Source organism: Pseudonocardia sp. NPDC049635 (genome assembly GCF_040659795.1).
In the GTDB taxonomy this organism is placed as follows: Bacteria; Actinomycetota; Actinomycetes; order Mycobacteriales; family Pseudonocardiaceae; genus Pseudonocardia.
On the sequence record NZ_JBFAON010000008.1, the window covers coordinates 115,387 to 129,539 of the forward strand.

Sequence of the window (14,153 nt, forward strand, 5' to 3'; positions counted from 1 at the left end):
TCCGTGACCGGCGAGCCCACCCGGTGACCCGAACGGCAGCGTGCTAGCGGACCGGAGGATCCCCGATCGCGTACCGGATCAGCAGCGTGTCGTCGTCGGCGACGACGCTGAGGAGGGTCAGCCTCGCCGGGTCCATCCCCGCTCCGCGCGCGATCCGGCCCGCAGCACCGGACACCAGGAACGGGGCGACGGTCAGCCGGAGTTCGTCCACCAGACCGGCCTCGGCGAGGGTGCCGAACAGGCCGGGGCCGCCCATGCAGTTCACCCGGCGCAGGTCGCGCCGGTCGATCTCGGCGAGGACCGTGTGCAGGTCCACCGTGCCGTCGCCGGTGAGGACGACCTCCGCGCCGGCATCGGTCCAGCTCGCCCGCACGCTCTCCGGCACCGCCGCGCAGGTGAACACGATCGTCGGGATCAGGACGTCGGTGAGCACCGGCGCCGACGGCGGCAGCGAGCGGCCCGTCCCGGTGACGACCGCCGTCACCGGCACCTCGGACAGCCCGAACCGGCGGCGGCGCTCGGCCATCCGCTCCCCAGGGCGCACCCCGGTGAACGCCTCGGCGACGGCCGTCCCCGCGGCGACGAGGACCACGTCGGCCAGGTCGGTGCCCAGCCGGAGCACCACCCGGTCCGGCGGCGTCGACAGACCTGCCGACCGACCCTCGACCTCCACTGCCCCGTCCGCACTCGACACGAAGTTGGCGCACACCCGCAGACGCCCGTCGTCCGGGTAGGCGTAGAGCCGTTCGAGCGCCTCGGTGGTCAGCGGCCCCGCGTCGGCTGTCGGGAAGATCTGGTGGATCGCGTTCACGCGAGGAGTCTCACCGCACGCGCCGGGTTTCGCTCACCGCGCACCGTCGCGACCATCTCGCAGGTCTCCCGGGTGGCCCGCGCCTGGTGGGCACGCACCATCGCGACACCCCGGTCCGCGGCGATCGCGGTCGCCGCGAGCGTGCCGGTGAGCCGCTCCTCCAGCGGGACGTCGAGCGACTCCCCGACGACGGTCTTGTTCGACATCGCCAGCAGCACCGGCCACCCGGTCGCGACCATCGCGTCGATCCCGCGCAGCACCTGGAGGCTGTGCAGGGTGTTCTTGGAGAAGTCGATCGCCGGGTCGATCAGGATCCCGGGGGCCGGCACGCCCGCGGCGACCGCCTTCTCCGCCAGTGCGACGGTCTGTCCGATCACCGAGGACAGCACGTCCGGATAGCGGGGGCGGTGCGGCTCGGTGCGCGGTGTGACGTGGTCGGTGTGCGCGCTGACGTAACCGGCGCCGTACCGGGCGGCCACGTCGAGGATCGCCGGATCCGCGGCCGCCCAGTTGTCGTTGACGAGATCGGCCCCGGCGGCACACACGGCGTCGGCCGGGCCGGCCCGGAAGGTGTCCACGCTGATCACGACGTCCGGGAACGTGTGACGCGCCCACTCCACGGTCGGGACGACCCGGTCGATCTCCTCCGCCTCGGTGACCTCGGCGCCCGGGCTGGCCGGTACCCCGCCGATGTCGATCACGTCGGCGCCCTCGCGGACCACCGCGGCGATCCGGTCCCGGGCGGCCTGCTCGGCGAAGGTCACGCCGTGGTCGTAGAACGAGTCCGGGGTCCGGTTCACGATGGCCATGACCATCGCGCGGTCACGGTTCCAGGTGCGCCCGCGGAACGTCAGGCTCGGCACTCGTCCTCCTCGCGGAACGGCCGGGCCACCTCGTCGGCCCGGCTCGTGCCCCATCTTGACCGGGCCGTGCCGGGACCGGCCACCCGGTGGCGGTCTCGGCGCACCGGGACCGGCCCGGCGGCCACCGCCTCGGAGACCCGGTGGCAGCGGCTCGAGTACGAGGCCGCCGTGCGTCTGCACCAGCTGATGGACCGACCCGGCCCCGCGGCCTACGGCCAGCAGCTCACGACACAGAACGAGGTGTCCGGCTGACCGGTGTCACTTCAGGCCAGTTCGTCCGCCCAGCTCAAAGCCGCGACGACGTCGTCAGGCAATAGGCGCTATCAGAGAGCTATGATAGCGCTATGAGTCAGGAGATCCGGCAGTCGGACCTGCGCAACGACAACGCGTCGGTCATGCGTCGGGTCGCCGCGGGCGAGTCGTTCGTGGTGACCGTCAACGGTCGGCCGGTCGCCGATGTGGTTCCGCACCAGCAAGGAACGGGTAGGCGTCGCTTTGTGCCGGTGTCCGAGCTGGTCGATGCGTTCGCGGCGGAGCCGGTCCTCGACCCGGCCGCGTGGCAGGCCGATCTGGCCGCTGCCGACGAGCTCTTCAGCGGCGACGACATCACCGACCCGTTCGAGGGCGGCCTGCGTTGACCACGAGCGGGCCGCGCCGCGCACTGCTCGACACCTCGGTCGTGATCGACTTTCCGGCCGCCCGGGTCGCGACGGTCGCTGACGAGGTGGCGGTCTCCGCGGTCACGATGGGCGAGTTGCACTACGGCGTGAGCGCCGTGTCGGATCCGGTCGTCCAGATGCACCGCCGGCGGCGCGTGCAGGCCGTCCTGGACCGGTTCGAGGTACTGACTTTCGATCAGGTCGCCGCCGAATACTACGGAGCTCTGGCGACGCTGGTGCGTCAGTACGGGCGGAACCCCCGGCCACGACGGTTGGACCTGCAGATCGCCGCGACTGCGGCGCGACACGGCGTGGCCCTGTTGACCCGGAACGCCGGTGACTTCACAGGCCTCGAGTCCGCGCTGACCGTGATCGACCTGCTGGAGGGGTCGTGACGTTCTTCGGATGGCAGCAACACCCCTGTATCGACGCCGCGACGACGTCCTGGCCTACTTCGACCACCGGGCATCCGACGGACCCACCGGGGCCATCAACGGCCGCCTCGAATCGCTCCGCCGCAACGCCCTGGGATTCCGCAACCTGATCAACTACCGCATCCGGCCGCTACTGCGCTGCGGAGCCCTCACACTCCAGAACCGGAAGAGCCGATTTCCCGCGGGGCCCTGCCGGAACCGAGGAGGGGACCGTCAGCCGGGCGCGGTCCAGTTCACCGGGCCCCGCCACAGCCTGCCCGCGACGGTCGTCGCCGCGCAGAACGCCACCACGGCCGTCGCCAGGATGAAGACACCGTCGTCACTGACCTCGATGTCGACGTAGGACGAGGAGAGGGCCAGCTGCATCACCACCTGGAACGCCAAGTGGAACCCGATGGAGGCCCACACCGAGCCCGCTATCAGGCGGATGCAGCCGGTGACGACCGCCATGCCGAAGAACAGGACCGAGCGCTCGAGGAACACCCCCCAGCCGGCGGTGACGACCCACAGCACGGTTCCGAAGATCGAGAAGAGGACGGCCTGCACCAGAACGGCGACCCAGGGCGCGACGACCGAGGTGAGGTTCCGGTAGACGTAGCCACGGAAGACGAGCTCCTCGGGGAACGCCTCGTAGCAGAACACGAGCACGACCAGCAGCAGGATCGCGCCGACGAGCTCGGCGGCCGAGGACTCGAGCCGGATATCCAGCCAGCCAAGTGCGATCGCGACGACGAGACCGCCGGTGGCCGGGAGGAGCCAGGTCAGCGCGCCGTACAGGGCGTCGCGCCAGGCCTGCCCCCCGCCCCGGAGCCCCAGCGAGGACACCGGGCGGTGGTCCACGTACCGGCACAGCACCAGGACCAGCGGCACCGCGAGGACGAAGGCGCCGACGGCGTTGGTGAGGTGCTTCGCGAGCGACATGCCCTCGCCCCACAGCGCGGTGCTCAGCCGGGTCACCCCCAGCCAGATGAGCAGCGTCCCCGCGGTCGCGATCGCGAGACGTAGCGTCAGCGATGCGGGAGCGGTCGAGCCCCGTTGCGGGGTGGAACGTGACATGGGCCGACGGTAGGACCCGGGGCCTCCCGACGGACCTGCCAGAAGTCATCGTGACGCTGCGGGGCCCGGTTCTCGTAGGATGATCTTCCGACGGACGACCGACCGGGCGGAGAAGCCGCGAATGCTGGTGAAGGCGTGCGTCAACGGAAACCGCCCACCGTCGGGGCACTCCGGCCCACCCACCTCGGCCGTCGACATCGCGGTGCAGGTCGCGGCCTGCGCCGCCGCCGGCGCCGGTGCCGCACACGTCCACGCGAAGGACGGTCGCGGGCGGGACACCCTGGCGGCCGAGCACGTCGATCCGCTCCTCGACCTCGTCCGGGGCCGTGCGCCCGTCAGCCGGTGGGGCTCACCACCGGGGCGTGGATCCTGCCCGACCCCCGGGACCGGGTGGCGGCCGTCCGGTCCTGGGCCCGGCCCCCCGACTTCGCCTCGGTGAACTGGCACGAGGAGGGGGCGGAACGGGTGGCGGCCGCCCTGCTGGACCGCGGTATCGGCGTCGAGGCCGGTCTGTGGGACCTCCGGGCCGCCCGTCGGTGGGCAGCATCGTCCCTGCGTGGCGACTGCATCCGGGTCCTCGTCGAGCTTCCGGCCGGGCTCGCCCACGCACGGTGCGTGGAACAGGCGGACCGGATGCTGGAGCTCGTCCGGGAACACAGCGCCGACGCGCACATCGTCCTGCACGGCGCGGACGACACGGCCTGGCCGATGTTCGATCACGCCGTCCGCAACGGGCTCGGCTCGCGGATCGGGTTCGAGGATGTCACCGTCCTCCCGGACGGCACGCCTGCGGTGACGAACGCCGAGCTGGTCACGGTGGCGCTCGCCCGGGCGGCCGGGGCCGGCCCACGACCGTCGGACGGCCTGCACACGGCCTGATCATGGCCCGGTCCGGACCTCCGGTGGGGCCGGGAGTCAGGCCAGGTGCATCCCCGAGATCGCCCGGGCGATGACGAGCTGCTGGATCTGCTCGGTGCCCTCGAAGATGTCGTAGATCTTCGCGTCCCGGTGCATCCGCTCCACCGGGTGCTCGCGGGAGTACCCGGCGCCGCCGAGGATCTGGATGGCCCGCTCGGTGGACCACACCGCGACCCGGCCGGCCTTGAGCTTGGACATCGAGCCCTCGCCGGCGGTGAAGGGCACGCCGTTGCGGCCCATCCAGGCGGCCCGGTGCACGAGCAGCCGGGCGGCGTCGATCTCGGTCTTCATGTCCGCGAGGGTGAACGAGATCGACTGGTTGGCGATGATCGGCCGGCCGAACGCGACCCGCTCCCTGGCGTAGTCGAGGGCGTACTCGTAGGCGGCCCGGGCGATCCCGATCGCCTGGGCGCCGACCGTCGGCCGGGACAGCTCGAAGGTCTGCATCGCGGCGGAGCCCGTGGACCGCTCACCGGACCGGGCTCGGGCGAGCCGCTCGTCGAGCTTCTCCTTGCCGCCGAGCAGGCAGGAGCCCGGCAGTTTCACGTCGTCGAGGAAGACGTCCGCGGTGTGTGACGCCCGCAACCCCATCTTCTTGATCTTCCGGGTGGACTCCAGCCCCGGGGTCCCCGGTGGGACGACGAAGGCCGCCTGCCCCTTGCCGCCCAGCTCCGGGTCGACGACGGCCTGCACCACGTGGATGTTCGCGATGCCGCCGTTGGTGGCCCACGCCTTCTGGCCGCTCAGCGTCCACTCGTCGCGGGCCTCGTCGTACACCGCGCGGGTGCGCATGGCCGCGACGTCGGAGCCGGCCTCGGGCTCGGACGAGCAGAACGCGCCGACCTTCGGGTCGGAGGCGTCGCCGTAGCACTGCGGGATGAACTCGACCATCTGCTCCGGGGTGCCGGAGGCGAAGATCCCGGCCACCGCGAGGGTGGTGCCGAAGATCGCCATGCCGATGCCGCCGTCGCCCCAGAAGAGCTCCTCGTTGACCAGCGGCATGGACAGTCCGGTCTCGTCACCCCAGAACGACGCGAGCGTCTCGAAGTTGTAGAGCTCGATCTTCGCGGCCTCGGCCAGGATCGGCCACGGGGTCTCCTCGCGCTCGTCCCACTCGGCGGCGGCCGGGCGGACGACGTCGGCGGCGAACCCGTGCACCCATTGCTGCAGCTCGCGGTGCTCCTCGGACAGTTCGAAGGAGGTCATGACGCGGCCCCTCGTTCTCTCGTCAGGCTGACGGGATCTGGAACATCTTCGGCAGCGCGGTCGCGAAGCCGACGTCGCCGGAGACCTTCAGCTTGCGCGTCATGAACAGGGTCACCGGGTTCGCGTTGTTGGTGACGATCTTCAGGAACTCGGTTCCGGGCATCGTCAGGGCGGTCCGCGGGTCCTCCGAGGTGCCCTCGGTGACCGTGCAGGTGCCACCGCTCAGGACGGTCTCGAAGCTGTCGACGACGTCGCCGTCGGTGATGTGCCAGTGCACGACCTGACGGTTCCCGCTCGCCCCCTTCGACGTGTAGAACTCGCTCATCCGCCCGAAGATCGCCTGCAGGACGGGGCGGCGCACGTCGGAGGCCATGACGGTCGCCAGCTGCTGCTTAGAGGCCCCCTTCACCAGGCGGGCGAACAGCGACGGGTCGACCTCGGCCGGGTCGCCGTCGCGCAGGGCGGTGCCCAGCGTGGCGAGCAGCTGTTCGTCGGACAGGCTCTTCGGGTCGATGCTGCGGCCCAGCTCGTTGATGTCGACCGTGTCGGCCATCGGTCACTCCACCTCGTCGTGGTCGAAAATGTCCGGTACTTCCAGTACCAGGTTCGCCTGGACGGTACTTTACGCATGAGTAGGTAAGGTGTCGAGTGTGGTCCCCCCGACGAGCGCCACCGGCCGGCGCCGACGGCTCCCGCCGGAGCAGCGCGAGCGCCAGGTGCTCGACGCGGCGGTGCGCGTGTTCTCCCGGGTCGGCTTCCACGACGCGTCGATGGACGACGTCGCAGAACAGGCCGGACTGTCGAAACCGATGGTCTACACGCACGGCGGCGGCTCCAAGGAGGAGCTGCTGCGGCGCTGCATCCGGCGCGAGGCCGACCGGTTGCTGACCTCGGTCGCGCAGGCCGCGGGGGCCAGGGCCGCCCCGGGGGAGGACCGGGCGACCGAGGACCGCTTGCGGCGTGGCCTGCGCGCGTACTTCGCGACGCTCACCACGCACCGCGACGGCTGGTCGGTGCTCTACCGGCAGGCCCGCACCGGAACGCTCGCCGACGAGGTGCACCGTGCCAGGGCCAGGATCGTCGACCGGGTGGCCGAGCTCCTCGCGGCCGAGCTGCCCGGCCCGGACCCGGCGGACACCCGGACCCTCGCTACACCGCTGGCCGCCGCCCTGGTCGGTGCGGCGGAGGGTCTCGCCGACTGGTCCGCCTCGGGCGGCACGGAGGATCCGGAGGCGCTGACGGAGCTGCTGCTCGCGCTCGTCTGGACCGGACTCGCCCGGCTGCGCGACCACCGACCGGAGCCGTGATCCCGGGTCAGCGCTCCGGGGCCGGACGCGTGACCAGCCTGCGGGTCCGGTCCGGCAGCCGGTCGACGATCCGCCCGATCCGCTCCGTGGTCCCCTGCAGCGGGGCGAGCGCGTCGGCGAGCACGCCGATCTGGCGGTCGAGCGCGTCGATCCGGGCCGCGACCGAACGCAGGTCCGGGGCGACAGTGGTGAGCTGGTCGGCGGCCTGAGCGAGGTTCGCGTCGAGCGCGGCGAGACGGGGTCTGCGCTCACCGTCCTCACCGGCCGGGTCGGCGACGACGGACGCGAGCCGGTGCACCGCACCGCTCTCGTCGATCGAGGCGGCGAGCGCGGACAGGTCGGTACGCACGGTCGCGAGCGCACGGAGCGGCTCCACCGCACCGGACAGCGCGGCGAGATCGTCCCGGGTCCGCGCGAGCTCGCGCAGCGGCTCCACCGCACCGGCGAGCGCGGCGAGATCCTCCCGGGTCCGCGCCAGTTCGCGCAGCGGCTCCACCGCACCGGCGAGCGTCGTGAGGTCGTCGCGGGTGGCCGACAGGGTCTGCAGCGGGCCGACGGCCTCGGCGAGCCGGGCCAGATCGTCACGCGCGGCGGCCAGTGCCTGCACGGCGGGAACCGCGTCGGTGAGCGACTCCAGGTGCGCACCGGCGCTCGCCAGATCGTGCAGCGGACCCGCCGCACCGGCGAGTGCGGCCAGGTCCTCGCGAGCCCCGGCGAGTGCGCGCAACGGCTCGGCCGCGCCGGCCAGTTCGTGCAGGTCACCGCGCACCGCGGCCAGCTCCCGCAGCGGCTCCACCGCCGTGGCCAGCTCACGCAACGGGCCCACCGCATCGGACAGCTCGCGCAACGGGCCCACCGCCACCGCCAGCTCCCGCAGCGGCTCCACCGCCGTGGCCAGCTCGCGCAACGGGCCCACCGTCGCGGACAACTCCTGTAACGGCTCGACCGCTGCTGCCAGCTCCCGCAGCGGGCCCACCGCCTCCGCCAGCTCCCGCAGTGACTCGACCGCCTCACCCAGGTCGCGCAGGGGGCCGACCGCACCGGCCAGGGTCCCGAGGTCCCGCCGTGCCCCGGCCAGCTCGGTCAGCGGACCGGCCGCGGTCGACAGCTCCACCACGGCCGAGGTGAGCCGGTCGATCCGGTCGACGGTCCCCGGGTCGTCCCACAGGGTCACGACCCGCCCGAGGACGTCGTCGAGCACCGGCGCGAGACCGGTCAGTGCCGTGTCGACACCGGCGATCCGGCGGGGCAGCGCGGCGACGTCCGCGGCGAACCGCGGCATCGACTCGACCGCACGGGGCGCCTCGGCGAGCCAGCCGGGGAGCCTGCGACCGATCTCGACCGCGGCTCCGACGGTCCCGAGTGCCGCACCGATCAGCGTCCCGGTGACCCCTGCGGGCGACCACGGGGACGGGCGGGGCTGCTCTGCCATCGGTCTCCTCCGGTTCACGGGCGCGTTCGCCGGGCCAGCCTCCCAGATCGGGTGCCGTCGCGTACCGCTCAGTACGAGGTGTCGTCCACCCGGGCCCGGGTGGAACCGCCGGCGTCCCGGTCGGCGGCGTCGGACAGGATCGTCGCGGTCCCGCTGGTGCCGAACCGGGTCACCCCGGCGGCGTGGAACGCGAGCACGGTGTCCAGGTCGCGCACCCCGCCCGAGGCCTTCACCCGGACCGACGGACCGACGCTGCGCCGCATCAGCGCGACGTGCTCGGGCGTCGCACCGCCACCGGCGAAACCGGTGGAGGTCTTCACGAACGCCGCTCCGGCCCGTTCGGCGACCCCGCACCCGGCGACGATCTCCTCGTCGGACAGCAGTGCCGTCTCCAGGATGACCTTCACGATCCGGCCGCCTGCGGCGCCGACGACGGCGCGGACATCGCTCTCGGCGTCGTCGAGCAGGCCGCTGCGCAGCCACCCCACGTTGATCACCATGTCCAGCTCGGCGGCGCCGTCGGCGATCGCGGCGCGGGACTCGGCGACCTTGGCCGCGGTGCTGGTGGTGCCGTGCGGGAACCCGATCACGGTGCCGACCGCGACGCCGGTGCCGTCGAGCCGGCTCACGGCGTGCGCGACATCGCCGGGACGGACGCAGACACTGAACACCCGGTACCGGGCGGCGACGTCGAGCTGGGCGTCGACCTCGGACCTGGTCAGCTCCGGCTTGAGGATCGCGTGGTCGATCATCCCGGCGATCTCGGTGGCGGTGAGGGTCGGGACGCGCACGAGGTCCCCTCTCTGCGACGGCGGGTGCACGACGAGGCTACGCGTACCGCATGCGGTCACGGCCGGTCCTTGCCATGCTGGCCGTGGACCGGACCCACCGGTCGCAGGAGAGGCGGTCGGTCGTGGACGAGCAACGGAACCACCCGGCGCCAGCGCCCGCCCACCGTCGGGACACCGGGCCCGCGCTCCGCTTCGAGACCGCCCGGCACCCCTCCGGTGCGACCGTCCTGCGCGCGATCGGCGCGATCGACGACGAGACCTCCCCCGACCTCTGGGTCGAGCTCGGGATCCGGTCCGAGCAGGCCGACGACATCGTCCTCGACCTGTCCGGTGTGGACGTCCTCGGGACCGCGGGGCTGGCCGCGCTGCTGGAGTCCCGGGACCGGCTCGACGCCGAGGGCAGGCGGCTGCGGATCCTCTGCGGCACCGGCCGTGCGGCCCGGCGGGCACTGCAGGTCACCGGCGCGATGGAACAGTTCGAGGTCCTCGACCGGCTGCCCGACGGGCCGGCCGGCTCCCGGGACACCGTGTTCGGCGTGCCCGATCCGGACACCCGGCTCGACGGCAGCCCGCGCACCGGCGGGGGGGTGAGCCGACCGGCGCCTCACCCGTCGGGCACCGTCACGGTCACCGTGGTGCCGGTCCCCGGCCGGGACCGGATCCGGAGCCGGCCACCGACCAGTTCCGCGCGCTCGGTCATCGAACGCAGACCGTAGGCCTCGTCGGGTCCGGGCCCGGCCGGCGCACCGCTGTCGAAGCCGACCCCGTCGTCGCTCACCTCGAGGCGGGCGATGCCGCCGGTGACCTCGAACCGGATCACGGCCGCCGAGGCCGCCGCGTGCTTGACGACGTTCTGCAGACACTCCTGAGCGATCCGGTACAGCGCCACCTCGACGTGCTCGGGGAGACGCCGGTCGGTCACCTGCGCCTCCACCGGCAGCTGGGCGGTGGACCGGGCGAGGCTGTCGAGCGCACCGGCCAGGCCGAGATCGTCCAGGATCGGCGGCCGCAGGCCGCCGATGGCCGAGCGCGCCTCGTCGAGCGCCAGGCCGAGCAGGTCGCGGGCACACCCCAGCTGGGCGGCCAGCTCGTCCCCGTCGGCCGCGTTCGACGCAGCGTCCAGGTGGTACGACAGGCTGATCAACCGCTGTGAGATGCCGTCGTGGATGTCGGCCGCCATCCGGCGCCGCTCCGCCTCCTGGGTGGCGACGACCCGCTCGACGAACAGCTCGTGGCTGCGTTCGCGGGCGGCCAGCCGCCGGTGCAGCCGGGCCTGGTGCAGCGCTCCCGCGACCAGCCGTCCGATGCTGCGCAGGAGCTCGACGTCGCGGCCGGTGAACGCCCGGCGGGCCACGCTGTGCACGTTCAGCACGCCGACCAGGTCACCCGGGTCGAGCTCCATCGGGATCGAGGCCATCGAGGTGAAGTCCGCCCCGCGCAGCGCCGGGATCGGCACGTAACGGGGGTCCCGTTCCTTGTCCTCGACGATCACGACCGGTTCGCGGTTGCGGGCCACCCAGCCCGAGACGCCGGTGCCCAGCGGCAGCCGGACCCGGCCGACCTGCCCGTCGAACGGCGGGGTGGCGCCGGCCAGGGTCAGCGACCGGTCGGAGTCGTCGAGCACGTGCACGAAGCACACATCGGTGGCCGTGGTCGCGGTGATGATCCGGGCGACCTCGGCGGCCAGCCGCTCGACGTCCGGGCCGGTCGTGGTGAGCCGGATGACGTCGAGCAGCAGCGCCACCTCGTCGTCCGGGTCGATCAGCGCACCGACCGGGTCGAGCGGACGCGGCCCGCTCACCGGAAGATCCCTTCGCGCAGTGCTGCCGCGACCGCGCCGGTCCGGTCGCCGACGTCCAGCTTGCGGTAGATCGAGCGCAGATGACTCTTGACCGTCTCGTCGCTGATCACCAGGCGGCCGGCGATCGCACGGTTCGACATGCCCGTCACCATGTGCGAGAGGATCTCGCTCTCCCGCTGGGTCAGCCCGTGCCTGCTGCCCGGCCAGAACTCGTTGCTCTGCATCCGGGCGGCGGTGTCCACGGCGCGGGCGGCCATACCCGGATCGAGCACGGTGGTGCCCGCGTGCGCGCTCTCGATCTGGCGCACCAGGTCGGCCCCGCCGATGTCCTTGAGCAGGTAACCGCAGGCTCCGGCGCGCACGGCCTGGAACAGGTACTGCTCGTCGTCGTGCACGGAGAGCAGCACGATCCGGCTGGCGGGGTCGCGCTGGAGCACCCTGCGGCACAGGTCCAGACCGCTGCTGCCGCGCATCCGGACGTCGCACAGCACGATGTCGGGGGCCAGCCCGGTGATCACCTCGACCGCGTCCTCGGCCCCGATGCAGTGCCCGACCACCCGGACCCGGCTGCGGAACGCTCCGAGCATCGCCTTCAGTCCCTCGACCACCATCTCGTGGTCGTCGACCAGTACGACCCGGATCGGGCCGGATCCCCGGGTCACCATGGCCGGATCCTAGGTCCGCGAACGCCGCCCGGGGATCCCCCGGACTTCCCCCGACGTGGGGGACGAGAACGCGATCCGCGGATTCCTACGGTCGATCCGCCACCCACGAAAGGCGCGTGATGACCGAGAACCGGAGCCAACAGGTCCTCCACCCGTTCGACACGCCCCGGGACGTGCCGGACCGCACACCCACCACCGACCTCGACGAGCTCGCCGCCCACACGATCCGGCTGCTGACGGTCGACGCGGTGGAGGAGGCCGGGAGCGGGCACCCCGGCCTGCCGCTGGGCGCCGCCCTCCCGGCATGGGTGCTGTGGTCGCGGCACCTGCGCCACGACCCCGCCGACCCGGGCTGGCCGGACCGGGACCGTTTCGTGCTCTCCGCCGGGCACGGCTCGATGTTGCTCTACGCGTTGCTGCACCTGACCGGCTACGACCTCGGCCTCGACGACCTGCGCCGGTTCCGCACGACGGGATCCCGCACGCCGGGCCATCCCGAGTACGGGATCACCCCCGGCGTGGAGACCACCACCGGCCCGCTGGGGCAGGGGATCGCCACCGCCGTCGGGATGGCGCTCGCCGAGCGGATGCTCGCCGAGCGCTGCAACTCCGCGGAGCACCCGGTCGTCGACCACCGGACCTGGGTGCTGGCCGGCGACGGCTGCCTGATGGAGGGCGTCAGCCACGAGGCCGCGTCGCTGGCCGGGCGGCTCGGTCTCGACCGGCTCACCGTGGTGTTCGACGACAACGACGTCACCATCGACGGGCCCGCCACACACAGCTGCACCGACGACGTCGAGGCCCGTTTCCGGGCCTACGGCTGGCACACGGTGCGGGTCGAGGACGGCACCGATGCCGCCGCGCTGGACCGCGCCTACACGGCCGCCCGCGCCGAGACCGGCCGGCCGACCCTGGTGTCGGTCCGGACCACGATCGGTCTCGGCGCACCCGGGGTGGAGGGCACGCCGAAGGCGCACGGCAGCCCGGTCGGCCCGGCGGCGGTGCGGGCGATGCGGGCCGCCGCGGGAATGCCGGACACGCCGTTCGCCGTCCCCGCCGAGCTGAGCAGGTCCCTCGCCGGACTGCGCGAGCGGTGGACGGCGGCCCGGCGCGAGTGGACGGAGCTGCACGGGCGGTGGCGCGCCGCCCGTCCCGCGGCCGCGGCGGTGTTCCCGCTGCGTGCAACGCCGGTCCTGGACGACCTGCGCGGGCTGCGACGGCTCGCCGGTGCCGCGGACCGACCCGGCGCGCCGAGCGCCGTGGCGACCCGGCGCGCCTCGGCGGCCGCCCTGCGTGCGGTCGCCGACGCCTGTCCCGGCCTGGTCGGTGGCTCCGCGGACCTGGCCTCCTCGACCGGGACGGTGCTGCCCGGTGGTGACGTCGGCCCCGGTTCGTTCGCCGCACGGACCGTGGCGTTCGGCATCCGGGAGCACGGGATGGCCGCGGCGCTGAACGGGATCGCCCTGCACGGCGGGCTGCGGCCGTTCGGCAGCACCTTCCTGGTGTTCGCCGACTATCTCCGCCCGGCGCTGCGGCTGTCGGCCATGATGGGGCTCCCGGTCACCTACCTGTTCACCCACGACTCGGTGCACGTCGGTGAGGACGGGCCGACCCATCAACCGGTCGAGCAGCTGGAGTCGCTGCGGCTGATCCCCGGCCTGACCGTGCTGCGCCCGGCCGACTCCGCCGAGACCGCGCTCGCCTGGGAGATCGCCGCGACCTCCACCGACCGGCCGACCGCGGTCGTGCTGAGCAGGCAGGACCTCCCCGAGCTCGGCTCCGGGGACCTCGACCGGATCCGCGAGCACGGGTTCCGGGTGGTCGGCACCGACCCGGCCCGGCCGGACGTCGTGCTGGCCGCCAGTGGCTCCGAGGTCGGGCTGGCCTGCAAGGCCGCCGAGCTGCTGCGTGCCCGCGGCACCGCGGCGCGGGTGCTGTCGGTGCCGTGGCGGGAACGGTTCGACCGGGCCCTCGACGCCGGGCAGGTCCCCCGGCCCGCGGTGCCGGTGGTGTGGATCGAGGCCGGCGTCCCGACCGGGTGGCGGGCGCTCGCCCGGCCCGGGGACACGGTGATCGGGATCGAGTCCTTCGGGCACAGCGGCCCCGGCGCCGAGGTCGCCGCGCATCTCGGTCTCACCGTCCGGGCGGTCGCCGCGGCGGCCCTGCGCTCGATCGGCCGCACCCCGCAGGGGTGAGCGGCCCGTACCCGG

Annotated in this window: 17 protein-coding genes and 1 pseudogene; 9 read left to right on the plus strand and 9 right to left on the minus strand. The window is 73.3% G+C overall.

Annotated features, from left to right (window positions below; all coding sequences use genetic code 11):
- Window positions 1-43 precede the first annotated feature (43 nt).
- Window positions 44-811, minus strand: a complete 768-nt coding sequence (locus AB0J24_RS12630; protein ID WP_358679721.1) for a dihydrofolate reductase family protein — start codon at window positions 809-811, stop codon at window positions 44-46.
- Entirely contained in the window at window positions 808-1,674 is an 867-nt protein-coding gene (gene folP / locus AB0J24_RS12635) for a dihydropteroate synthase (protein WP_358679724.1), read from the minus strand. Before folP ends, AB0J24_RS12630 begins: the two co-directional genes overlap by 4 nt.
- 45 nt (window positions 1,675-1,719) lie before the next feature.
- Here folP and AB0J24_RS12640 point away from each other — a divergent pair, with 45 nt between their 5' ends.
- The 4 genes and pseudogenes from AB0J24_RS12640 to AB0J24_RS12655 form a co-directional block, all read left to right on the plus strand.
- Window positions 1,720-1,926, plus strand: coding sequence for a hypothetical protein (locus tag AB0J24_RS12640; protein ID WP_358679727.1), 207 nt, complete (start codon window positions 1,720-1,722; stop codon window positions 1,924-1,926).
- Window positions 1,927-2,018: 92 nt separating this feature from the next.
- Window positions 2,019-2,312 (plus strand): type II toxin-antitoxin system prevent-host-death family antitoxin, encoded by a 294-nt coding sequence (locus AB0J24_RS12645; protein ID WP_358679730.1) that lies wholly within the window; start codon window positions 2,019-2,021, stop codon window positions 2,310-2,312.
- Window positions 2,309-2,728: a type II toxin-antitoxin system VapC family toxin gene (locus AB0J24_RS12650; protein ID WP_358679733.1), complete on the plus strand. Its 420-nt coding sequence runs from the start codon at window positions 2,309-2,311 to the stop codon at window positions 2,726-2,728. The genes AB0J24_RS12645 and AB0J24_RS12650 overlap by 4 nt, the downstream gene beginning before the upstream one ends.
- Before the next feature lie 25 nt (window positions 2,729-2,753).
- Window positions 2,754-2,903, plus strand: a pseudogene (locus AB0J24_RS12655) (transposase); the annotation flags it as partial.
- A 77-nt stretch (window positions 2,904-2,980) separates the two neighbouring features.
- Here AB0J24_RS12655 and AB0J24_RS12660 read toward each other — a convergent pair.
- Window positions 2,981-3,823: a CPBP family intramembrane glutamic endopeptidase gene (locus AB0J24_RS12660; protein ID WP_358679736.1), complete on the minus strand. Its 843-nt coding sequence runs from the start codon at window positions 3,821-3,823 to the stop codon at window positions 2,981-2,983.
- Between the two features lie 121 nt (window positions 3,824-3,944).
- Here AB0J24_RS12660 and AB0J24_RS12665 point away from each other — a divergent pair, with 121 nt between their 5' ends.
- Together AB0J24_RS12665 and AB0J24_RS12670 are read left to right on the plus strand one after the other, a co-directional pair.
- Window positions 3,945-4,262: a 3-keto-5-aminohexanoate cleavage protein gene (locus AB0J24_RS12665; RefSeq protein WP_358680018.1), complete on the plus strand. Its 318-nt coding sequence runs from the start codon at window positions 3,945-3,947 to the stop codon at window positions 4,260-4,262.
- Window positions 4,166-4,702, plus strand: a complete 537-nt coding sequence (locus AB0J24_RS12670; protein WP_358679739.1) for a 3-keto-5-aminohexanoate cleavage protein — start codon at window positions 4,166-4,168, stop codon at window positions 4,700-4,702. The genes AB0J24_RS12665 and AB0J24_RS12670 overlap by 97 nt, the downstream gene beginning before the upstream one ends.
- 36 nt (window positions 4,703-4,738) lie before the next feature.
- On the opposite strand, the gene AB0J24_RS12675 is transcribed toward AB0J24_RS12670, so the two are convergent.
- The gene (locus tag AB0J24_RS12675) at window positions 4,739-5,947 is read right to left on the minus strand and encodes an acyl-CoA dehydrogenase family protein (protein WP_358679742.1); all 1,209 of its coding nucleotides are present in this window, start codon (window positions 5,945-5,947) and stop codon (window positions 4,739-4,741) included.
- 22 nt (window positions 5,948-5,969) lie between these two features.
- Window positions 5,970-6,500, minus strand: a complete 531-nt coding sequence (locus AB0J24_RS12680; protein WP_358679745.1) for an SCP2 sterol-binding domain-containing protein — start codon at window positions 6,498-6,500, stop codon at window positions 5,970-5,972.
- A 97-nt stretch (window positions 6,501-6,597) separates the two neighbouring features.
- On the opposite strand from AB0J24_RS12680, the gene AB0J24_RS12685 reads away from it, so the two are divergent.
- The gene (locus AB0J24_RS12685; RefSeq protein ID WP_358679748.1) at window positions 6,598-7,254 is read left to right on the plus strand and encodes a TetR/AcrR family transcriptional regulator; all 657 of its coding nucleotides are present in this window, start codon (window positions 6,598-6,600) and stop codon (window positions 7,252-7,254) included.
- Window positions 7,255-7,261: 7 nt separating this feature from the next.
- Here the strand turns inward: AB0J24_RS12685 and AB0J24_RS12690 are convergent, their stop codons facing one another.
- Together AB0J24_RS12690 and deoC are read right to left on the minus strand one after the other, a co-directional pair.
- The gene (locus tag AB0J24_RS12690; protein WP_358679750.1) at window positions 7,262-8,686 is read right to left on the minus strand and encodes a hypothetical protein; all 1,425 of its coding nucleotides are present in this window, start codon (window positions 8,684-8,686) and stop codon (window positions 7,262-7,264) included.
- A 68-nt stretch (window positions 8,687-8,754) separates the two neighbouring features.
- Window positions 8,755-9,477, minus strand: coding sequence for a deoxyribose-phosphate aldolase (gene deoC / locus AB0J24_RS12695; protein ID WP_358679753.1), 723 nt, complete (start codon window positions 9,475-9,477; stop codon window positions 8,755-8,757).
- Window positions 9,478-9,599: 122 nt separating this feature from the next.
- Here deoC and AB0J24_RS12700 point away from each other — a divergent pair, with 122 nt between their 5' ends.
- Window positions 9,600-10,193: an STAS domain-containing protein gene (locus AB0J24_RS12700; protein WP_358679756.1), complete on the plus strand. Its 594-nt coding sequence runs from the start codon at window positions 9,600-9,602 to the stop codon at window positions 10,191-10,193.
- Here AB0J24_RS12700 and AB0J24_RS12705 read toward each other — a convergent pair.
- Together AB0J24_RS12705 and AB0J24_RS12710 are read right to left on the minus strand one after the other, a co-directional pair.
- Window positions 10,082-11,278, minus strand: a complete 1,197-nt coding sequence (locus AB0J24_RS12705) for a GAF domain-containing sensor histidine kinase (protein WP_358679759.1) — start codon at window positions 11,276-11,278, stop codon at window positions 10,082-10,084. The genes AB0J24_RS12700 and AB0J24_RS12705 overlap by 112 nt on opposite strands.
- Window positions 11,275-11,943 carry a response regulator transcription factor gene (locus AB0J24_RS12710; RefSeq protein ID WP_358679761.1) on the minus strand — a complete coding sequence of 223 codons (669 nt, stop codon included), beginning with the start codon at window positions 11,941-11,943 and terminating at the stop codon, window positions 11,275-11,277. The genes AB0J24_RS12705 and AB0J24_RS12710 overlap by 4 nt, the downstream gene beginning before the upstream one ends.
- A 119-nt stretch (window positions 11,944-12,062) precedes the next feature.
- On the opposite strand from AB0J24_RS12710, the gene tkt reads away from it, so the two are divergent.
- The gene (tkt, locus tag AB0J24_RS12715; RefSeq protein WP_358679764.1) at window positions 12,063-14,138 is read left to right on the plus strand and encodes a transketolase; all 2,076 of its coding nucleotides are present in this window, start codon (window positions 12,063-12,065) and stop codon (window positions 14,136-14,138) included.
- Window positions 14,139-14,153 lie beyond the last annotated feature (15 nt).